At 73.7% G+C, this 19,930-nt stretch carries 19 protein-coding genes; 12 read left to right on the top strand and 7 right to left on the bottom strand.

The annotated features are described in order from the left end of the window. Nucleotides 1-6: 6 nt before the first annotated feature. Entirely contained in the window at nucleotides 7-1,068 is a 1,062-nt protein-coding gene (hemE, locus tag QE405_RS12035) for a uroporphyrinogen decarboxylase (protein ID WP_307201016.1), read from the bottom strand. A 69-nt stretch (nucleotides 1,069-1,137) separates the two neighbouring features. Between hemE and QE405_RS12040 the strand changes: the two genes are divergently transcribed. Beyond that, nucleotides 1,138-1,743: a DUF3000 domain-containing protein gene (locus QE405_RS12040; RefSeq protein ID WP_307201018.1), complete on the top strand. Its 606-nt coding sequence runs from the start codon at nucleotides 1,138-1,140 to the stop codon at nucleotides 1,741-1,743. Beyond that, nucleotides 1,740-3,065 (top strand): HRDC domain-containing protein, encoded by a 1,326-nt coding sequence (locus QE405_RS12045; RefSeq protein ID WP_307201020.1) that lies wholly within the window; start codon nucleotides 1,740-1,742, stop codon nucleotides 3,063-3,065. Before QE405_RS12040 ends, QE405_RS12045 begins: the two co-directional genes overlap by 4 nt. Nucleotides 3,066-3,068: 3 nt before the next feature. Here QE405_RS12045 and QE405_RS12050 read toward each other — a convergent pair whose 3' ends face one another. From QE405_RS12050 to QE405_RS12065, 4 genes are all read right to left on the bottom strand, one after another. Further along, entirely contained in the window at nucleotides 3,069-4,364 is a 1,296-nt protein-coding gene (locus QE405_RS12050) for an ABC transporter substrate-binding protein (protein ID WP_307201022.1), read from the bottom strand. Between the two features lie 135 nt (nucleotides 4,365-4,499). After that, a complete protein-coding gene (locus tag QE405_RS12055; RefSeq protein ID WP_307201024.1) occupies nucleotides 4,500-5,777 on the bottom strand; it encodes a helix-turn-helix domain-containing protein in 1,278 nt (425 codons plus the stop codon). 98 nt (nucleotides 5,778-5,875) lie between these two features. Continuing rightward, complete coding sequence (locus QE405_RS12060; protein ID WP_307201027.1) at nucleotides 5,876-6,835, bottom strand: HAD family hydrolase; 960 nt, start codon at nucleotides 6,833-6,835, stop codon at nucleotides 5,876-5,878. Between the two features lie 152 nt (nucleotides 6,836-6,987). Further along, nucleotides 6,988-7,989 (bottom strand): hypothetical protein, encoded by a 1,002-nt coding sequence (locus tag QE405_RS12065; RefSeq protein ID WP_307201029.1) that lies wholly within the window; start codon nucleotides 7,987-7,989, stop codon nucleotides 6,988-6,990. Nucleotides 7,990-8,221: 232 nt separating this feature from the next. Between QE405_RS12065 and QE405_RS12070 the strand changes: the two genes are divergently transcribed. The 4 genes from QE405_RS12070 (at nucleotide 8,222) to QE405_RS12085 (ending at nucleotide 11,069) form a co-directional block, all read left to right on the top strand. Then, a complete protein-coding gene (locus QE405_RS12070) occupies nucleotides 8,222-8,866 on the top strand; it encodes a hypothetical protein (protein ID WP_307201031.1) in 645 nt (214 codons plus the stop codon). Nucleotides 8,867-8,947: 81 nt separating this feature from the next. Further along, nucleotides 8,948-9,583, top strand: coding sequence for a hypothetical protein (locus tag QE405_RS12075; protein ID WP_307201033.1), 636 nt, complete (start codon nucleotides 8,948-8,950; stop codon nucleotides 9,581-9,583). 86 nt (nucleotides 9,584-9,669) lie between these two features. Next, on the top strand, nucleotides 9,670-10,299 hold the full coding sequence (locus QE405_RS12080) for a hypothetical protein (RefSeq protein WP_307201035.1): 630 nt from the start codon (nucleotides 9,670-9,672) through the stop codon (nucleotides 10,297-10,299). A gap of 128 nt (nucleotides 10,300-10,427) precedes the next feature. Further along, entirely contained in the window at nucleotides 10,428-11,069 is a 642-nt protein-coding gene (locus tag QE405_RS12085; protein ID WP_307201037.1) for a hypothetical protein, read from the top strand. Here QE405_RS12085 and QE405_RS12090 read toward each other — a convergent pair. Further along, nucleotides 11,056-12,090, bottom strand: a complete 1,035-nt coding sequence (locus QE405_RS12090; RefSeq protein WP_307201039.1) for a DUF3533 domain-containing protein — start codon at nucleotides 12,088-12,090, stop codon at nucleotides 11,056-11,058. The genes QE405_RS12085 and QE405_RS12090 overlap by 14 nt on opposite strands. Nucleotides 12,091-12,222: 132 nt before the next feature. Here QE405_RS12090 and QE405_RS12095 point away from each other — a divergent pair, with 132 nt between their 5' ends. Both QE405_RS12095 and QE405_RS12100 read left to right on the top strand, forming a co-directional pair. After that, nucleotides 12,223-12,774, top strand: coding sequence for a TetR/AcrR family transcriptional regulator (locus QE405_RS12095; RefSeq protein ID WP_307201042.1), 552 nt, complete (start codon nucleotides 12,223-12,225; stop codon nucleotides 12,772-12,774). Nucleotides 12,775-12,836: 62 nt separating this feature from the next. Continuing rightward, complete coding sequence (locus QE405_RS12100) at nucleotides 12,837-13,373, top strand: VanZ family protein (protein WP_307201043.1); 537 nt, start codon at nucleotides 12,837-12,839, stop codon at nucleotides 13,371-13,373. 30 nt (nucleotides 13,374-13,403) lie between these two features. Here QE405_RS12100 and QE405_RS12105 read toward each other — a convergent pair whose 3' ends face one another. Next, complete coding sequence (locus tag QE405_RS12105) at nucleotides 13,404-14,633, bottom strand: helix-turn-helix domain-containing protein (RefSeq protein WP_307201045.1); 1,230 nt, start codon at nucleotides 14,631-14,633, stop codon at nucleotides 13,404-13,406. A gap of 281 nt (nucleotides 14,634-14,914) precedes the next feature. Here QE405_RS12105 and QE405_RS21080 point away from each other — a divergent pair, with 281 nt between their 5' ends. Genes QE405_RS21080 through QE405_RS12130 form a run of 4 tightly spaced genes read left to right on the top strand, consistent with a single transcriptional unit; the run spans nucleotide 14,915 to nucleotide 19,885 of the window. Next, nucleotides 14,915-16,702: an ABC transporter permease gene (locus QE405_RS21080; RefSeq protein WP_444939685.1), complete on the top strand. Its 1,788-nt coding sequence runs from the start codon at nucleotides 14,915-14,917 to the stop codon at nucleotides 16,700-16,702. Next, entirely contained in the window at nucleotides 16,702-17,541 is an 840-nt protein-coding gene (locus QE405_RS12120; RefSeq protein ID WP_307201047.1) for an MlaE family ABC transporter permease, read from the top strand. Before QE405_RS21080 ends, QE405_RS12120 begins: the two co-directional genes overlap by 1 nt. Next, complete coding sequence (locus tag QE405_RS12125) at nucleotides 17,538-18,866, top strand: MCE family protein (RefSeq protein WP_307201048.1); 1,329 nt, start codon at nucleotides 17,538-17,540, stop codon at nucleotides 18,864-18,866. Before QE405_RS12120 ends, QE405_RS12125 begins: the two co-directional genes overlap by 4 nt. Continuing rightward, on the top strand, nucleotides 18,863-19,885 hold the full coding sequence (locus QE405_RS12130) for an MCE family protein (RefSeq protein ID WP_307201049.1): 1,023 nt from the start codon (nucleotides 18,863-18,865) through the stop codon (nucleotides 19,883-19,885). Before QE405_RS12125 ends, QE405_RS12130 begins: the two co-directional genes overlap by 4 nt. The last annotated feature ends 45 nt before the right edge of the window (nucleotides 19,886-19,930 follow it).

Raw genomic sequence — 19,930 nt, forward strand, 5'->3', positions numbered from 1 at the left:
CCCGGGTCAGTCCAGCGCGTAGGTCTGCACGAACTCCGTCAGCCGCTCGAGCTGGCCCGGGTCGGTCGACGGGATGACGCCGTGGCCGAGGTTGAAGATGTGGCCGGGCGCGGCACGGCCGGCCTCGATGACCTCCGCGGCCCGCGCGAGGAGCACCTCGGTCGGCGCGAACACGAGCGTCGGGTCGAGGTTGCCCTGCACCCCCCGGCCGCCGACGCGACCGATCGCGTCGGCCAGCGGCGTGCGCCAGTCGACGCCCACGATGTCGGCCCCGGCCTCGCCCATGAGGCCCAGCAGGTTCGACGTGCCCACGCCGAAGTGGATGCGCGGCACGCCCAGCTCGCCGATCGCGGCGAGCACCCGCGCCGAGTGGGGCTGCACGTGGGCGGCGTAGTCGGCGGGCGTCAGCGCGCCGGCCCACGAGTCGAAGAGCTGCACGGCGGACGCGCCGGCCCGCACCTGCACCTCGAGGAAGGCCGCCGCGATGCCGGCGATCTTCTCCATGAGGGCCGCCCACACGTCGGGGGCGCCGAACATCATGGCCTTCGTGCGCGCGTGCTCCTTCGAGGGACCGCCCTCGACCAGGTAGGACGCCACCGTGAACGGCGCGCCCGCGAAGCCGAGCAGCGGTGTGCCACCCAGCTCGCCCGCCAGCCGCCGGACCGCCTCGGTGATGAAGGGGACGTGCTCCGGCGTCAGGTCGGGGATCGCGGCGACGTCGGCCAGGGTGCGCACCGGGTTCGCCACGACCGGGCCGATGCCCGGCTTGATGTCGAGGTCGACCCCGACCGCCTTGAGCGGCAGCACGATGTCGGAGAAGAAGACGGCCGCGTCCACGCCGTACCGGCGCACCGGCTGCAGCGTGATCTCGGTGACGAGGTCGGCGTCCATGCACGACTCGAGCATGCCGATGCCCTCGCGCACCCGCAGGTACTCCGGCAGCGAGCGCCCGGCCTGCCGCATGTACCAGACCGGCGTGTGCGGCACCGGCTCCCCGCGCGCGGCCTTGAGGAAGACCGAGTCGGCGAGGCGGGGATCGGGCTGCTGGACGGACTGGGGCGCGGACACCCCCCGATCCTCGCAGGTCAGGCGGCGTGGCGCACGGCCGACCCGGACGCCCCGGCTTACCCTCGGCCCATGGCCGCTGGACATGACGCGCGCCCGGGCACCGACGCCGGGCTCGTCCCGAGCGCCTTCCGCGACGCCGTGGCGGCGATGCGGGGGGCACGCGTGCGACCCGAGGTGCACCTGGAGGAGATGCCGGCGCCACGTCGGATCGCGCCGTACGCGGCCGCCGTGACGGGTGACGTCGAGGAGGGCGAGGAGGAGGTCGCGACCGGCCGCCTCATCCTGCTGCACGACCCCGACGGCAACGACGCGTGGGAGGGCACCTTCCGCTGCGTGACCTACGTGCGCGCCGACATCGAGGGCGAGCTCGCCAGCGACCCCATGCTCGCCGAGGTCGGCTGGTCGTGGCTGCGGGAGGCCCTCGAGGCCCACGGCGCCACGTACGGCGCGGCCGCCGGCACCGTCACCTGCGTGACCACCCGCGGGTTCGGCCAGATGTCCGACGACGAGACCACCGCGCAGATCGAGATCCGTGCCTCGTGGTCCCCCGGCGACCTCGCCCTCGACCGGCACACCGAGGCCTGGGCCGAGCTCATGTGCCAGGCCGCCGGCCTCCCGCCGCTGCCCGACGGCGTCGCGCTGCTCCCCAGCCGGCGCCAGCGGGGCCGCTCGTGACCGACGCCCCGTCGACGGGACCCGACGACGCGCAGGAGCCCGGGACCCCGGAGGCCCCCGACGTTCCCGAGGCCCCGCTGCTCGAGCTGCGTGACGGGCTCACCCCCGTCATCGAGACCGCAGAGGCCCTGGCGGACTACTGCGCGGCGCTGGCCGCCGCGGACGGCCCGGTCGCGATCGACGCCGAGCGCGCCTCGGGATACCGCTACTCCAACCGCGCCTACCTCATCCAGCTGCGCCGCGAGGGCGCCGGCACGGCGCTGGTCGACCCCATCGCGTTCGAGTCCCTCGCCCCGCTGCAGGAGGCCATCGGCGACGCCGAGTGGATCCTCCACGCCGCGACGCAGGACCTGGCGTGCCTCGCCGAGGTCGGGCTCCACCCCACCCGGCTCTTCGACACCGAGCTCGCCGGGCGCCTGCTGGGCCACCCGCGGGTCGGCCTCGCCAGCCTCGTCGAGCGCCAGCTCGGCCGGCGGATGCGCAAGGAGCACTCCGCCGTCGACTGGTCGCGCCGCCCCCTGCCGGAGCCGTGGCTGGTCTACGCCGCGCTCGACGTGGAGGTGCTCGTGGAGCTCCGCGCGCTCCTCGTCGACGAGCTCGAGGAGCAGGGCAAGACGGAGTGGGCGCGCCAGGAGTTCGAGCACCTGCTCTCCTTCACCCCCACCGTGCGGGTCGACCCGTGGCGGCGGGTGTCCGGCACCCACAAGCTGCGCGGCCGTCGCGCCCTCGCCGCGGTCCGCGCCCTGTGGACGACGCGCGACGACATCGCCCGCACCCGCGACACCACGCCCAGCCGCGTGCTGCCCGACTCCGCGATCATCGCCGCCGCCGAGGCGCTCCCGACCACGCGCGCCGCGCTGCTCGCCACGCCGGGCTTCAAGGGCCGGGGAGCGGACCGGTACGCCGCGCGCTGGGTCGAGGCCGTCCAGGAGGCCCTCGACCTCGACGAGTCCGCCCTGCCGGCGCGCACGCTGCGCGGAGACGGACCCCCGCCCGTGCGGGCCTGGGCCGACAAGGACCCCGCCGCCGCCCGCCGCCACGCCGTGGGTCGCGACGCGGTCGCCGCCCTCGCGGAGGAGCGCTCCGTCCCGGTCGAGAACCTGCTGACGCCGGACTACCTCCGACGGCTGCTGTGGGCACCCCCGCGCACGCGCGACCGTGCCGAGCTCGTGGAGGCCGTGGGGGCGCAGCTCGCGTCGTACGGGGCCCGGCCCTGGCAGGTGGAGCTCACCGCACCCCTGCTCGCCGACGCGGTCCTCGCCGGCGACGTGGAGCCGTACCCGGAGCCTGCCCCCGCCGCGGATCCCACGGACGAGGGCTGAGACCTACTCCTCCTCGGTGCTGCCGCCGAGCAGCAGCCGCGAGGCCTCGTCGAGCTCGGCGACGGTCGAGGAGATCGTCTCCTCGTTGAGGATGGCGTCGTTGAGGAGTGCGTCGAGGTACGGCGCGACCGCGGCGTCGAGCGCCGCCTGGTCCGGCACGGCCGGCAGGAAGTAGGTGTAGCGCAGGTTGTTGGTCCAGACGCTCGCGGACTCGGGCAGCTGGTCGGGCTGCTGGTAGGCGTCGGACTGGGCCACCTCGAGCAGCACCGGCACGATGTAGCCGGCCTCGGTGACGCCCGCCATCGCGTCGGGGCTCGTGAGGTCGACGATGGTGTCGGCCGCCGCCTCCTTCGCGTCGGAGTCGAGCGACATGCAGATGCCGCCGGCGGTGCCGACCGTGGCGCGCTCGTCCACCGACGGCGGGAAGATGACGTCGAAGTCGAGACCCTCGACGGCACGCAGCTCGGGCACCGCGGAGCGCGGCGCCATGATCATCCCGAGGCGGCCCGAGGTGAACCACTCCATGGCGTCGGCCTGGGCCAGCTCGTCGGCGGTGAGGGTGATCTGCGGCTCGCGCAGCACCTGCAGGGCCTGGGTGAGCGCGCTGACCGAGGACTCCTCCGACAGCGCGGTCGAGGTCGGCGGCGTCTGGTCGTCGAACACGCTGCCGCCGCCCGACAGCACGAACGGAGCGAGCTGCTCGAGGGTCGGACCGACGTAGAGACCCTTCGTGCCCGCCTCGGGGTCGGACGCGAACCGGGCCGCGGCCTCCAGCTCCTCGAGGCCCCAGCGGCCGCTGCTCGGCACGGGCAGCCCCTCGGCCTCCATGGCCTCCCAGTCGACGAGCGCCGTGTTGTAGAAGATCACGAGCGGGTCGATCGAGTAGGGCATGCACGCGAGACGGTCGTTGACCGTGAAGGCCTTGACCCCGTCGTAGGACAGCGTGTCGCCGAAGTCGACGTTGCGGTCCACCATGTAGGAGTCGACCGGCTCGATGAGGTCCTGCCCGTCGAGGTAGGCCAGGTCGCTGTTCGACGCGAAGAAGAGGTCGGGCAGGGCCTCGCCCGCCGCGACGGCGTCGCGCAGGGAGGAGTCCGAGGGCTGCACCTCCACCTGGCGGGTCTCGGTGGCCTCGTTGAGCTCGGTGGTCTCGGCGACGAGCGCCTCGACCTCGGCCTCGGGCATCCCGTAGGTGCCCAGCGTGAGGTCGGCGGCCGCGGCGGTCGTCGGGGGCGTCGGCTCGGGCGTCGGCTCGCCATCGCCCTGGCAGGCCGCGAGGGTCGGGACCAGCAGGGCCACCGACGCGACCGCTCCGACCGCAGCTCTCCGACGCTCCACGTTCCCCCCGCTCGTCTCCGTGGCCCCGGTGCCGGGGCGCGCCGTCACGATACCCGTGGGTCATCCCCGGCCGGCCGGGCGGGAGCGGGACCCTCCTCAGCCCGTCGCCCGGTGGAAGCGCTCGAAGTCGCGCTGGTCGCCCGCCTTCCACAACGGGACGCTGGCCTTGAGCACCATGGTCAGCGACACCACGAACTCCGGGTCGTGGAGGTCCTCCCCGAAGAGCTCGTTGATGCGCTTCCAGCGGTAGCGCACCGTCTGGGCGTGCACCCCCAGACGCGCCGCGATCGCCGGCGCGCTGTCGCGCGACTCGAGCCACGCGAGAAGCGTCTCCGACAGGATCTCCCGCGAGTTCGGCGTCTCGGCCAGCAGCGGCGACAGCAGGTCCTGCACCAGCCCCTGGCGCAGCAGCGGCTCCGCGTGCAGCCAGATCTGCGTGCGGTGCTCCGCACAGCGGAGCAGCGGGCCGTCGGGCACGATCCCCGACCCGGCCAGCGTGAGCATCTTGCGCACCCAGCGCAGGGCGTCGCGCAGCTCGGCCGGCCCGACCGGCCAGCCCAGGCCGACCCGGTGGCCCGTCTGCTCGAGCAGCGGTTCGAGCACCTCGACGACCTCGTCGACCTCCGGCGCGGGCGCGAGCAGCACGAGCCCCGACCCGTCGGGGCGCACCAGCACCCGGTCGAGGACGCCCCCGGCGGCCAGCACCTCCCGCACCTGCTGGCGCAGCACGGCCGACTGCTCGTCGGCGACGGTGACCTCGCGGTGCTCGAGGCCCAGCACGACGAGCCGCTCCGGCACGCGCCACTGGGCAGCGCTCGCCAGCGACCGCAGGGCCTCGCCGTCGACGCCGCGGAGCAGCGCGTCGAGCAGCCGGCGCCGGGCCCGACCGCGGTCGGCCTCGAGCCGGCGTCGCGCGACGTCGTACCCGATCCGGGTCTGCTCCACGAGGTGGTCGAGGTAGGCGAACATCCGGTCGCCGAGCACCCCGAGCGCGTGGGCCGAGAGGCCGTGCGTGCGCGCGAGGTCGCGCAGGTGCCGCCACGCGTCCTGGGTGGCGACGCGGAACGCCGCCTGCGTGGCGTCGAGGTCGCCCTCCTCCCAGGCCTCCCCGTGGCCCATCTGGCGGAAGAGGTCGTCGACGCGCGCGTTCGCGAACGGGCGCCCCTCCGCCACCGCCATGAGGTGCTCGATCGCCGCGGCGACCGCCCCCTCGATCAGCTGGTGCCGACGACCCTCCGGGTGACCGGCGTAGCTCGCCACCTTCGCCTGGATCTCGTCGGCGATCTCCAGTGCCAGCTCGGGCGCCACGGAGCGCACGGCGCTGGTCAACCGCGCCGCCGCCTCGGCGTCCTCCGCCCTGATGGGCAACGTCACCGCACCCACGACTGCTCCCCCATGCGTTCCCTCCCTCGTCGAGCGGGCCCGCCGCACGCGCGGCGCGTCCCTTCCTGCAGCCGGTGCGGCCCTCCCGCTCACACCAGCACCCCCGCGACGACGAGCACGGCCCCCACCAGTGCCGTCGCCCCGCTTCCGAGCCGTACGGCGCGCAGCCGCCCCGGCAGTCCCCGCAGCCTCGCGAGGAGCACCTCCACGCGGTCGACCGCCACGTCGGGCAGCACGACCACGGGCACGTCACCCGCGCGCGCCGCCGCGGCGCCGGCCGTGTCGGTGAGCGCGAGACGTGCGCCGGCGGGCACGGCGACGGTCCCGGCGCCCCCCGCCACCCAGACCACCGACCGGCCGACGTCCGCGAGCTCCGCGACCAGCGCCCGTCGCCCGTCGGCGTCCGCGACGGCACGGACGTCCCCGCCGGTCTCCGCCGCCAGCCGCTGGGCCTCGACCTCGCCGGCGGAGGTCACCATCGTGGTCGTCCAGCCGTCGGTCGCGAGCCGGGTCAGCGCTCCCGTGGCCTCGGGCCGCACCCGGTCGGCGACCGTGATGGAGCCGAGCATCCGGCCGTCCACCTCGACCGCCACGGTGCGTCCCCCGCGGGTGGCGGTCGGCGCGGCCACCCCGAGCCACCGCGGGTCGCCCACGCGCACCGGGTGGCGGTCGACCGAGCCCTCGATGCCGGCGCCGGGGACGCGACGTACGTCGGTGACCCGGCCGCTGCCCGCCAGACGCGAGATCGCCCGCGAGACCGGGCCGTCGCCCTGGTGCTCCAGCGCCCCGGCGAACCAGCGCAAGTTGCGGTCGTGGTCCGGCTCGACCGGCTCGACCGCCACCACCTGCAGCTCGCCGTCGGTCGCGAAGCCGCCGGCCTCGGCGACGACGACGTCCCCGTGGCGCGCGGCGGCGAGCAGCACGCCGCCGCGCGGGACCACGGCGCCGTCCGCCCGGAGCGGGGCGAGGGCGAGGGTGTCGGCCAGCACGACGAGGAGGGCGGAGACGAGCAGCAGGACGGCACCGACGGCGAGCAGCACGGCGCTCATGCCGGTCGGCCGGTCCCACGCAGGACGTCGTCCACGCACTCACTCCCCGATAAGTCAGTGTGGTTGCGGTCACAGTAGAGCCGCCGGGTGGGTCGTCCGTCAACGCCCTCCTGCCGTACCGGATACGGGCACCCGCCTGCCACGCCGGCTTCCTACGGCGGCGTCGAGGGCAGCGGGAGCGGGGACGGGACCCCCTCGACGCCGTCCCGGAGGTCGGGGGCGCACCCGGCGTCCGCGATGGCGGTGTCGGGCTGTGGCGGCAGCGGGGCATAGGTCTGGTCGTCGAACGCGTAGTAGCACCCGAGGATGCCCAGCTTCACCGTGACCGGGTTGTCCGGTCCCGAGACGAGCGAGGTCAGGACGGCCGAGAGGTCGTCCCCGTCGGTCGTCGTGCAGCCAGCGAACGCAGGGATGTCGAGCGTGCCGTTCAGGGTGCCACCCTCCGCACCCGAGAACCCTCGGTCCTGCACGAACTGCTCACCCGCCGCCTGGTCGATCACCACCGCCTCACTGGCGAGCTCGATGCGAGCCGTCGGACCCGTCGCGCACGAGTCCTCGAGCGGTACCGCGACGTCATCGACCGTGAGCCCCACGACGGCCACGTCCACGAGATCCTCCAGGCCCGTCGGAGGGTAGATCTGCAGCTGACGGGTGTAGTTGTTCGTCAGCCTGGTGCGGATGTAGAAACCCACCGGAAGATCGGCCTCGTCGCGCCGCTGGCGGAGCTGTAGACGTACCTCGGTCGGGATCGACCCGAAGGCGACCGTGCGGATCACGATCTCGGGCGACAGCCCGTACTGGTCGCCACCGCCCCCGGTGGGCTGCAGGTAGGCATGGATGTCGAAGTCGCCGTCAACGATGAGGTCACCGTTCTCGTCCGTCCGCTCCGTCGTAGCGAACTCGATGTTCGTGGCGAGGAGCCCGACCGGGACCCGGCCCCACTGCTGGGAGACGGGCGAGTAGGCACGGCCCACCTGCGCCACACCCAACCAGCCGTAGGTGTTGCGCGTCGCCGGATCGTTGCCGGTGGTGATGAGGGGCAGGCCGTCGTAGGGCCCCTGTTCCTGGGCGCTGCCCGCCACGGGCAGGAACAGCAGCGGCGCCGCGAGCGCTGCGGCGACCAGGGCACGACGGGATCGCAGGGAGAACCTCACCGGCGCACTGTGACAGCGGCCGCGCCGGGACAGCCAGGCTTCACCCGGCGACCTGGGGCCCACTCCGAAAACTTGTCACCCAGGTGACAAGTCGGCGTGACGCGTTGTCACGCGCGTGACAATCCAGCGCCCCAATTCGAGCTCCGAACGCCTGCACCCTGGACCCGGTCGACGACGGCGGGGCTTGATGTGCCCGTGACAGCCGTCACACGCTCGAAACCTAGGAGGAACGATGAAGTTCAAGACCCTCGCCGCCGCTGCTGCCGCCGCCGCCGTCATCACCGTCTCGAGCCCGGCCTTCGCCGCGGGACCGCCCTACACCGTCTCGGTCGGCGGCAGCAGCGCTTCCGGATCGCACGCCATCACCGCGGCGAGCACCGGCACCGTGCAGTTCTCGGCCCGCAACGCCGGCGGCACCGTCATCAACATGAACTGCACGTCCGTCCGCGGTGCGGGCACGGTCACCTCGGGCACGGGGGTCAACCCCGTCGCAGCGATCACGTCCACGACCTGGACGGGGTGCAGCATCCCGGGTGGCGCCGCCACCGTGACCCACAACGGAACGTGGAACATCACCGGCACCGGCACCAACGCGACCACCGGCAACGAGACGGTCGCCGGCTACGTGGGCGGCGCCAACGCCTCCGTCCAGACCACCGCCAACCCGAACATCTGCCGCTTCACCGTCACGGGCCAGGCGAACGGCTCCTTCAACGAGGCCACCCAGCAGCTCAGCATCAGCCAGACCGGCTACACGAGCAACCTGACCCTCTCGAACGTGGTGGGCTGCCTCGGACAGCTGCAGAACGGCAACCCGGCCAACATGGTCGCGAACCTGGCCGTCACGTCGCCCGACGGCGCCATCAACCTGTCGTGACCTCGAGCGGGCGGGCCGCGCCCCTCCCCCGGCCCGCCTGCTCCCCTGCTCCACCCCACCCCACGTCAGGAGACCGCCCGCATGACCGCCAGCACGCTCACCCGTCGCGCACGTCGCGCGCTCACCACCGCCGGAGTCGGCGCCGCCGTCGCCCTCATCCCGCTCGCCGCCCACGCCGCGACCATCGTCCCCATCGAGTACGACGCCGTCGGCACCAGCACCATCGCCAAGACCGGCTCCGACGTCGGCCTCGGCCCCACCACCCTCAGCACCGACCTCGACGTCGAGACCGGCAACTTCACCGGCTCCCTGCCCCTGCCCGGCACCCGCACCAGCTTCAAGGCCGCCGGCCTCCTGCCCGTCCAGGCCGACGTCGCCTTCGTCGAGGTCGCCCCCGTCACCGGCTTCATCAACCTCTCCGGCGACATCGCCTCCGTCGACGCCACCGCGACCTACAACGTCAAGCTCTCCAACATCAAGATCCTCGGCTTCCCCACCTTCACCGGCACCAAGTGCCAGACCACCACCCCGGTCACCATCCCCGTCGGCACCGAACCCGGCGTCGGCTTCGACCTCACCGCAGGCGGACGCCTCGTCGGCGAGTACACCATCGGGAAGTTCTCGAACTGCGGCCTCAACACCGGCCTCATCAACCTGCTCGTCCCGGGCGCCGGCAACACCGTCGAGATCGACGTCTCCAACGGCCGCTTCCTCTGATCGATGGCCTCTCGGAGCGGGCGGGCCGACCTCTCCCCGGGCCGCCCGCTCCTGTCCCTCCCACCTCCAGCACGTCAGGACGCCCCATGAGCAGCACCACCCGTCGCGTACGTCGCGCGCTCACCACCGCCGGAGTCGGCGCCGCCGTCGCCCTCATCCCGCTCGCCGCCCACGCCGCGACCATCGTCCCCATCGAGTACGACGCCGTCGGCACCAGCACCATCGCCAAGACCGGCTCCGACGTCGGCCTCGGCCCCACCACCCTCAGCACCGACCTCGACGTCGAGACCGGCAACTTCACCGGCTCCCTGCCCCTGCCCGGCACCCGCACCAGCTTCAAGGCCGCCGGGTTCCTCCCCGTCCAGGCCGACGTCGCCTTCGTCGAGGTCGCCCCCGTCACCGGCTTCATCAACCTCTCCGGCGACATCGCCTCCGTCGACGCCACCGCGACCTACAACGTCAAGCTCTCCAACATCAAGATCCTCGGCTTCCCCACCTTCACCGGCACCAAGTGCCAGACCACCACCCCGGTCACCATCCCCGTCGGCACCGAACCCGGCGTCGGCTTCGACCTCACCGCAGGCGGACGCCTCGTCGGCGAGTACACCATCGGCGACTTCGCCGACTGCGGGGCGAACACCGGGCTGATCAACGCCCTCGTGCCCGGACCCGGCAACACCGTCGAGATCGACGTCTCCAACGGCCGGTTCCTCTGACCGACGCGTGTAGTCCCTGACGTTCTGCACGCGACACGCCGGGCAACCGGCGCGACACGGTGCGGAACGTCAGGGACTACGACGCCCGACGCCCTCTGACTGTCTGCCCGCGAACCCAGGAGACACCCGTGAAGCTCAGGACCCTCGCCGCCGGCGCAGCCGCGACCGCCTTCGTCATCGTCTCGAGCCCGGCGTTCGCGGCGGGGCCGCCGTACACGGTGTCGGTCGGGGGTAGCAGCGCGGCCGCGAGCCACAGCGTCAGCGCCGCCAGCTCGGGCACGGTCACGTTCTCCATGCGCAACAGCTCCGGGACGATCTACAACATGAACTGCTCGTCCATCACCGGGTCGGGCACGGTCACCTCGGGCACGGGCGTGAACCCCATCGGTTCCATCACCTCGACGACGTGGACGGGCTGCACCTTCCTCGGCGCGATGACCATCACCCAGAACGGCACGTGGAGCGTCTCCGGAACCGGATCGAACGCGACCACCGGCAGCGAGACCATCGCCGGCCAGGTGGGCAACGTGAACGCCAGCCTCCGCACGTCGTCCAACCCGAACATCTGCCGCTTCACCGTCACCGGTCAACCGCGTATCTCGTTCGACGAGGCCACCCAGCAGCTCAAGATCAGCGAGACCGGCTACACCGGCAACCTCGCCGTTTCCGGCGTCGTCGGGTGCCTCGGCGCCCTGCAGAACGGCAACCCGATGAACATGGTCGCGACCCTGAACGTCACGTCCCCCGACGGCGCCATCAACCTGTCGTGACGCCCCGCCGGTGCAGCACCCACGACGCACCCATCGTCAGCACGGCGCCGGCGACCGCCCAGGCCGCGATGACCAGCACCGGACCACCGATTCCGGCCGCGTCGAAGTAGACCGCGCTGCGCACCGCCTCCGTCGCCGCGCCGTTGGGCAGCCACGGCCCGACCGTGCGCCAGAAGGTCGGCAGCAGCGCCGAAGGCACGGCACCACCGGCGCTCGGGTTGCCGACGACGACGAAGAGCAGGATGGCGACGGCGATGCCCACCGTGCCCAGCAGCACCTGGAGGGCCACCGTCATCGCGGCGCCGGCGAGCACCACGAGGGTCCCGATGCCGGCCAGCACCCAGACCGGCCCGTCCAGGGCACCCAACCAGGGACCGACGACGAGCGCGCCGCCGAGGCCCGAGGCCGCGGCGTACGGCACCAGCGAGGCGAGCCGCACCGCCGCCCGGCGGGGCGTGGCGGGCCGGCTGCCACGCGCGACGCCGAGCAGGGAGGCGACGAGGTAGCCGCCCACCATCCACCCGACGACGAGGTAGAAGCCGGTCAGCCCGCGGGCGTCACCGCCCTCGAGGGGCACGAGGTCCTCCGTCGTGAGCGTGCGTCCCTGGGACGCCTCCGCCTGCGTGAGCACCGACTGCACGGCGGTCACGACGGACGACCCGCCGCCCGAGGCGACGAGCAGCGTGTCCTCGGTGCCGTCGGCGGAGACCACGAGGGCCGCGGCGAGGTCGCCGTCCTGCACCTGCGACCGCGCGGCCGACTCGCTCGTCGCTGTCGCAGCGAGGGGGGACCCGTCGATGTCGTTCAACCGGTCGACGACCTGGGTCGCCACGCCGTCCGGCGCCACCACGCCGACCTCGATCTCGTGGGGCGTCGGGTCGTGGAACGCACCGACGTACGACGCGACGAACGCCAGCTGCAGCACCAGCACGCCGAGCACGAGCCCGACGGACCGCAGCGGTACGGCGTCACGGAAGGTCCGCAGGGCGGCGCGGCCCCGCGCCGATCGAGTCGTGGTCATGTCGTCCTCCATTGCGCTACCAGCAGTTTCGTAATCGACGGTACGCCGCCGCCCGCGATTCCGAAACTCTGGGTAGCGATATAGGCTGGTGACGTCGGCGACAGCCGCCGGCGACCGTCGGAAGGGGCAGCCGTGAGCAGGACCGCGGGCCGGCCCCGCCGCGCCGGCATCAGCCGCGCGGTGCTCGACGCCGCCGTCGAGCTCGTCGCGCGCGACGGCTACCGCGCCACCTCGCTCGACGACATCGCCCGCGCCTCGGGGGTCGCCAAGACGACGGTCTACCGCCGGTGGGAGTCCAAGGGCGCCCTCGTCGCCGCCGCGCTCCTCGACCGGCTGGGCGACCTGCCCGGGGTGACGGGCGAGAGCGACCTGCGCGCGACGGTGGCCTGGCTCGCCGGCGCAGCGAGCCGGCCCGACGTCCACGCCCTCCTGCTCGGCGTGCTGGCCGAGACCACCGACTCGGAGCTGCGCTCGGAGCTGCGCGCCCAGGTGCGGGCGCCGTTCGTCGCGGCGCTGGCACAGGGATGGGGGGTCGACCCCGCGTCCGCCGCGACCGCGTTCGACCTCGTGGTGGGCACGCTCCTGTTCCGCTCGGCCGGTTCCGAGCCCGTCGAGCCGAGGCTCGTCACCGACCTGACCGACCTCGTCGTCGGCTACCTGGTGGACCAGCGACGCGGTACCTGAGGGCGGCGGGTCGGCACCTGCGGACGAGGCCTCCGAGGCGCGTCGCTGCCTACGGTCGGACCGTGTTCCGCCAGGTCCCCGTGCTCCCCGTCGTCGTGCCGATCGCTGCCCTCGTGCTCGTCGGCCTCCTCCTGCACCTGCGTCGCCGGGGCCTGCTCGACCTGCCGCGCGCGAGCGTGGCGCTCGCCCTGGCGGTGTACGTCGCGGGCGTCGTCGCGAACACGGTCTTCCCGGTCTACCTCGACAAGCCGACCTCCCCCTCGCCCTGGCACGCGGGCCTCGCCCTCGTCCCGTTCCACGACTACGAGGTGGCCGACGCGCTCATGAACGTCGCGGTGTTCGTGCCGATCGGCGTGCTCGCGTCGCTGATCCTGGCCCGTCCGTCGTGGGGCCGGGTGCTCGCGGTCGCGGCGCTCATCAGCCTGACGATCGAGGTGACGCAGTACGTCACGGCCCGCACCCTGGCCGGCGGGCACGTCGCCGACGTGGACGACCTGCTCTGGAACGTGGTGGGCGGTGTGCTCGGCTGGGCGTTGCTGCGACTGGCCGTGCGCGCACCGGCGGTGGCGCGGGTGCACGACCGGTTCGCCTGGCGCTGAGCCGGCCGATCCACCCGCACGTCCGGCGCCTCACCCCGACCGGGCACCCCCGCGCGCACGCTCCGCGTCGAGGGCCGGGAGCAGCACGGAAGCCGTCGCCGGGTCGTCGACCGCGTCGCCGAGGAGCTCGCGCAGCCGGCGCATCCGGTGGCGCACCGTCTGGTGGTGCACCCCGAGCTGCTCCGCCAGCACCGGGGCGCTGCCCCTCGTCTGCAGCCACACGAGGAGGGTCTCCGCGAGCGCGTCGCGCTGGGCGGGCTTGCAGGCGTCGAGCGGCGCCAGCAGGTCGGAGGTGACCTGCTCCAGCAACGCCTCGTCGGCGTGCAGCCACAGCGTCTCGCGGTGCTCGGCGCAGCGCACGACCCCGTCGGGCGGCAGCGGGATCACGCCGCTGCGCACCAGACGGAGCGCACGCACGGCCCACCGCACCCCGTGCGGCACCTCGTCGGGCCGCCCGCCCCACCCGAGGGCCACCGGCCGTCGACCGCGCCGCGCCAGCGCCGCGGCGACGTCCGCCGCGGCCCGCTGCGCGACGACGAGGACGGCCCGCCCGCGCAGCACACCGGCCAGCAGGTCGTCACGGAAGGGTTCGACGGCGGCGACCTGGGCCGCACGCGCGGCCCCCTGCCCGGTCTCCGTGACGACGGCGACGAGCGGGCCCGGGGGCGGCCAGGAGATCCCGGCCTCCTGCGCCAGCGTGCCCAGCCGCGCGGGTGTAGCGCCGGCGAGGAGCGCCGCGAACAGGCGGGTGCGCGGCTCCTCCGCCGCCACCCGGGGCGCCGCGGCCCGCCGCTCCTCGACGTACCCGCGCACCGCCTGGTCGTGCAGCCACCGCTGGTAGGCGAGGAGGACACCGGTGAGCCCGTCCACCAGCGCCGACGGCGCCGCGAGCTCGGCGGCGCGGCGGCGCAGCTCGGTCCAGCCCTGCTGGGTGGCGACCTGGTGGGCGGCCTGCATGGCGTCGAGGTCGTGGCCCGCCGCGGCCTCCAGCCGGCCGAGCCGGTCGAAGTGGCGCGCCAGCTCGCCGGTGCGCACCGGCGCGCCCGCGAGCGCGTCGACGAAGGCCGTCACGGCCAGCACCACCGCCTCGGTGACGACCGGGCGCAGGGTGGGGTGGGCGAAGCCCGCGACCGTCTCGACCACCTGCTCGGCCAGGCCGCGGCTGAAGTCGGCCACGCGGGGCCGGTACGCCGCGGCGAGCCCCGGCGCGAGGCCGTGGGCGCGCGCGAGCGGGCACGGCGCCGCGTCACCGTCGACCACGGCACCTCCCCTGCTCCCCCGGCGCGGTCGTCGACCTGCGCTCCCCCTGACGTCCGCAGTGAACGGTCGGTGGACCGGTGGGTCCAGCCCCGAGGCGCCGGTGGGGGCCGACGGACCCGGTGGCGGAGCAGAAGTTGTCAGGCCCGTGACAACTTCTTCCCGGACTGCCCCCGGTGGCGCCTCCAATTCGCTCCGGGCGGTGACAGGTGACCGGCACCACACATAGTTTCGCCGCGCTGCGGCCCCCTGGCCGCGGCGCGAGGACGACAGGGGGAACCGCGATGGGCGGCACGGTCGAGGTCACCGGACTGACGAAGAGCTACGGACGCCAGAACATCTGGCGCGACGTGAGCCTGACGCTCGAGCCCGGGGAGATCACCGCACTGCTGGGCCCGTCGGGCACCGGCAAGTCCGTCTTCCTCAAGTCGGTGATGGGCCTCGTGCGACCGGAGGCGGGCCGCATCCTCGTCGACGGCGTCGACATGGTCTCCGCCAAGGAGTCCCAGCGCCTCGAGCTGCGCCGCCGCTTCGGCGTGCTGTTCCAGGACGGCGCGCTGTTCGGCTCCATGAACGTCTACGACAACGTGGCCTTCCCGCTGCGCCAGCACACGAAGCTGCCGGAGCGCGAGATCCGGCAGCGGGTGCTCGAGAAGCTCGACATGGTCGGCCTCGTCGGCCAGGAGCACAAGGTGCCCGGCGAGATCTCCGGCGGCATGAAGAAGCGCGCCGGCCTGGCGCGCGCGCTGGTCACCGACCCGTCCATCATCCTCATCGACGAGCCCGACTCGGGCCTCGACCCGGTGCGCACCTCCAACCTCGCGCAGCTGCTGATGGAGGTCAGCACCGCCACCGACGCAACGATGCTCGTGGTCACCCACAACATCGAGCTCGCCCGCACCCTCCCCGACAACCTCGGGATGCTCTACCGGCGCGAGCTCGTGATGTTCGGCCCTCGCGAGCAGTTCCTGCTCACCGACCACCCCGTCGTCTCGCAGTTCATGAGCGGCGACCCGGACGGTCCGATCGGGATGAGCGAGGAGGCCGACCACCGCCGCACCGACACGACGGACCCCTATCCCGCGGCACCCGTCGGGCCTGGGGGGCCGACGGGCACCGCGCTGCTCTCCCGCCACGCCGGCGCGCGCTCGATCGAGGTGCTGCCGCGGCAGCTGGTCTCGCGCACGGGCTTCCCCCGCGCGGCGACGACCCGCCACCGCGAGCGCATCGACTCCGGTGCCGCCCGGCTCCACGTCGCCCCCGACGACGAGGTCGACCGAGAACCGCCGCTCCTCCCCCGCAGCGCCGCGGTCACCCGGGCGCTCCGCACGACCGGCGACCTGTTCGCGCTGGCCCTCGACACCGTGCGCGCCACCTTCCGGCGGCCCTTCGCGGCGCGGGAGCTGCTCGAGCAGTTCTGGTTCGTCGTCAGCGTCTCCTGGGTGCCCGCGATGCTCGTCGCGATCCCGTTCGGCGCGGTCATCGCGCTCCAGCTCGGCACCCTGACGCGCCAGATCGGCGCCCAGTCGTTCACCGGCGCGGCCAGCGTGCTCGCCGTCGTGCAGCAGGCCGCCCCGATCGTCACGACCCTCGTCATCGCCGGCGCCGGAGGTGCGGCGATCTGCGCGGCGCTGGGCGCGCGCCGTACCCGCGACGAGATCGACGCCCTGCGGGTCATGGGCGTCGACCCGGTGCAGCACCTCGTCGTGCCCCGGGTCATCGCCTGCATCTTCGCCGCCGTGCTGCTCAACGGGCTCGTGTCGGTCGTCGGCGTCATCGGCGGCTACGTCTTCAACGTGATCGTGCAGGGCGGCACCCCGGGCGCCTACCTGTCGAGCTTCACCGCGCTGGCCCAGCTGAACGACCTGTGGGTGGGCGAGCTCAAGGCCGTCATCTTCGGCTTCATCGCGGGCATCGTCGCGTGCCACCGCGGCCTCAACGCGGCCGGCGGGCCCAAGGGCGTCGGCGACGCGGTCAACCAGGCGGTCGTCGTGACCTTCCTGCTCCTCTTCTTCGTCAACTTCGTCATCACGACGCTGTACCTGCAGCTCGTGCCCGGCAAGGGGGCCTGATGGCGCTCTCCCTCGGCCCCCTGACCTCGGTGGTCACGACGCCGCTCGACCGGCTCGCGTCGCTCGGCGCCGGCCTGCGGTTCCACCTCACCGTGCTGGCCTCGGTGCCCCGCACGCTGCGCCACCACCTCAAGGAGATCGTGCGTCTGCTCTCGGAGGTCAGCTTCGGCACCGGGGCGCTGGCCGTCATCGGCGGCACGATCGGCGTGATGGTCGGCATGACCCTCTTCGTCGGCACGGTCGTCGGCATGCAGGGTTACTCGGCGCTCGACCAGATCGGCACCGCGGCCCTCAACGGCTTCGTCTCGGCGTACTTCAACACCCGCGAGATCGCGCCGCTCGTCGCCGCGCTCGCGCTCTCGGCGACGGTCGGCTCCGGGTTCACGGCCCAGCTCGGCGCGATGCGGATCAACGAGGAGGTCGACGCGCTCGACGTCATGGGCGTATCGAGCCTCGCGTTCCTCGTGACGACCCGCGTCATCGCCGGGGTCGTCGCCATCGTGCCGCTCTACGTGGTGGGCCTGCTGGTCTCGTGGGCCGGCTCCCGCGCGGTGACGGTCTACTTCTACGGGCAGTCGGCGGGCACCTACGACCACTACTTCGGACTTTTCCTGCCGCCGGCCGACATCCTCGGCTCGTTCGTCAAGGTCGTCGTCTTCGCCGTGCTCATCATCCTCATCCACTGCCGGCTCGGCTTCACGGCGACGGGCGGCCCCGCGGGCGTCGGCGTCGCGGTGGGCACCGCCGTGCGCCGGAGCATCGTGACGGTCGCGATCCTCGACCTCGCGCTCTCCATGGCGCTGTGGGGCACCACCACGACGGTGCGGGTGGCCGGATGAACGACAACGCCCGCCGCCCCGTGGACCTCGTGCTGGGCCTGGTCCTCCTGCTCGTCGTCGCGCTCGGCGCGGGCGGCGTGGTGCTGGCCTACGACCAGGCCTTCACCTCGCGCACGGAGGTCGTGCTGACGACCGGCTCGGTCGGCAACGCGCTGCAGAAGGGCTCCGACGTGAAGCTGAACGGCGTGCCCGTCGGGGAGGTGACCGAGGTGCGGGCCACCGACGACGGGGCCCGCCTCGTGCTGGCCCTGGAGCCCGACGTCGCCGACGGGCTGCCCGCGGACACCGTGGCCCGGCTCCTGCCGAAGACGCTCTTCGGCGAGCGCTACGTGCAGCTGCTCGCGAAGGGCGCCCGCACCGGCGGCGGTCTCGCCGACGGCGCGACCATCCGGCAGGACGACTCCGACGAGGCCGTCGAGCTCGAGGAGGTGCTCGACGAGCTCCTGCCCGTGCTGCAGGCCGTGCAGCCCCAGAAGCTCGCCGCGACGCTCGGCGAGCTGACGTTGGCGCTCCGCGGCCAGGGCGCCTCGATCGGCGAGTCGATGGAGCGGTGGGGGTCCTACCTCACCGAGCTCGCGCCGTACGTCCCCACCCTGACCGAGGACCTCCAGCGGCTCGCCGAGGTGGCGGACGTCTACGACGTCGCCGCGCCCGACCTGCTCGCCGCGCTCGAGGACCTCACCGTCACCGCGACCACCCTCGTTGACGAGCGCACGACCCTGGACGACCTGTACGCCGGGGTGACGGGCGCCGCGACCAGCACCGACGCCTGGTTGACCGCGAACCAGCAGACCATCGTCGTGCTCGCCGAGGAGAGCCGGGAGGCGCTGGCCGCGGTCGCGCCGTACGCCGCGCAGTTCCCCTGCGTGCTGCGGTCCGTCGCCGACTTCGAGCCGGTCATGGAGGAGGTGCTCGGGGTGGGGACCGCCGAGCCCGGCGTCAAGGTCACGCTGAGCATCGGCGACGTCAGCGGCGCCTACCAGCGCGGGGTCGACCGGCCGACCTACCGCACCGACGGGCAGCCGCGCTGCCCCTACACGGTCTCCTCGCGGTCGACCGCCCCGGCGACCGGCGGGTCCGAGCCCGCCCGGGTGCGACCGCCGACCGCGGACCTCCTGGAGTCGTACGTCGCGGGCGAGGGCTCGGCGAGCCGGGCCCAGCAGGCCCTCGCGGTCGGGCTGGGCGACGCCAACTCGCCGGCCGAGAACCAGCTGATCGCCGAGCTCGTGGCCCCCGGCCAGGGCTTGGCGCCGGACGAGTACCCCGACTGGGCGAGCCTGCTGCTCGGCCCCTCGCTCCGGGGCGCGGAGGTGGTGCTGCGATGAGGAACGGACTCGGCCCGATCGCGGTGAAGAGCATCGTGTTCACGCTCGTCACCGTGCTCGCCACGCTCGCGCTGGCCGCCACGATCCGCAACGGCAGCGGGGGCGGCGGGGAGTTCACCGCGCGGTTCACCGACGCCACGAGCCTCAACGAGGGCGACGACATCCGCATGGCCGGCGTGAAGGTGGGCGCGGTGCGCGACATCGAGGTCGCCGACGACGGTCTCGCGGAGGTCACCTTCACCGTCAACGACGCGGTCCAGGTGCCGGCCGGGACGACGCTGGAGCTGCGGTTCCGCAACCTCGTCGGGCAGCGCTACATCGCGCTGCAGCCGCCGACCACGCCCGAGGGTGGCGACCCGATCGCCCCGGGCCACGCCTTCGGGATCGACGCCACCTCGCCCGCGCTCGACCTCACGCTGCTCTTCAACGGCTTCCACCCGCTGTTCCGGCTCCTCGACCCCGAGGACGTCAACGCCCTGTCCGGCCAGGTGCTCGCGGTCTTCCAGGGCGACGGCGCCTCCGTCGACACGCTGCTGGAGAGCACCGGACGCCTCACCACCACCCTCGCCCAGAAGGACGCCGTGATCGGCCAGCTCATCACCAGCCTCGGATCCGTGCTCGAGACCGTCGAGAGCCGCACCGACGAGGTCGACGCCACGATCGTGACGCTCCAGCAGCTCGTCAGCGGGCTCGCGGCCGACCGCGACACGATCGGCGCCACCCTCGACGGGCTCGGCTCCCTCTCGGTCAGCGTCGCCGACCTCCTCGAGGAGGGGCGGGCGCCGCTCCAGGAGTCGATCGTCGGGCTCGGCGACCTCGCCGGGAACCTCGCGGACGCCAGCGACACCATCGACACGCTGCTCGCCAACCTGCCCGGGCGGCTGGACGCGCTCGGCCGGGTCGGGAGCTACGGCTCGTGGCTCAACTTCTACGCCTGCTCGGTGCAGGGGCTCATCCCCCTCCCGGAGGGCTACACGGGCGACCTGGGCATCGAGCCGGTGGCAGCGAGGTGCCGGTGATGCGGCGCGCCGCCACCCCACCGCCTTCGCGGAGCGCAACCGCGT

Origin of the sequence: Nocardioides zeae (assembly GCF_030818655.1) — a bacterium.
Taxonomy (GTDB): domain Bacteria; phylum Actinomycetota; class Actinomycetes; order Propionibacteriales; family Nocardioidaceae; genus Nocardioides; species Nocardioides zeae_A.

Bases quoted from the DNA above. Each gene is read 5' to 3' on its own strand.
- QE405_RS12040 (WP_307201018.1), top strand. From the start codon at position 1,138: ATGGCCGCTGGACATGACGCGCGCCCGGGCACCGACGCCGGGCTCGTC.
- QE405_RS12120 (WP_307201047.1), top strand. From the start codon at position 16,702: ATGGCGCTCTCCCTCGGCCCCCTGACCTCGGTGGTCACGACGCCGCTC.
- QE405_RS12080 (WP_307201035.1), top strand. From the start codon at position 9,670: ATGAGCAGCACCACCCGTCGCGTACGTCGCGCGCTCACCACCGCCGGA.
- QE405_RS12090 (WP_307201039.1), bottom strand. From the start codon at position 12,090: ATGACCACGACTCGATCGGCGCGGGGCCGCGCCGCCCTGCGGACCTTC.
- QE405_RS21080 (WP_444939685.1), top strand. From the start codon at position 14,915: ATGGGCGGCACGGTCGAGGTCACCGGACTGACGAAGAGCTACGGACGC.
- QE405_RS12070 (WP_307201031.1), top strand. From the start codon at position 8,222: ATGAAGTTCAAGACCCTCGCCGCCGCTGCTGCCGCCGCCGCCGTCATC.
- QE405_RS12075 (WP_307201033.1), top strand. From the start codon at position 8,948: ATGACCGCCAGCACGCTCACCCGTCGCGCACGTCGCGCGCTCACCACC.
- QE405_RS12130 (WP_307201049.1), top strand. From the start codon at position 18,863: ATGAGGAACGGACTCGGCCCGATCGCGGTGAAGAGCATCGTGTTCACG.
- QE405_RS12060 (WP_307201027.1), bottom strand. From the start codon at position 6,835: ATGAGCGCCGTGCTGCTCGCCGTCGGTGCCGTCCTGCTGCTCGTCTCC.
- QE405_RS12125 (WP_307201048.1), top strand. From the start codon at position 17,538: ATGAACGACAACGCCCGCCGCCCCGTGGACCTCGTGCTGGGCCTGGTC.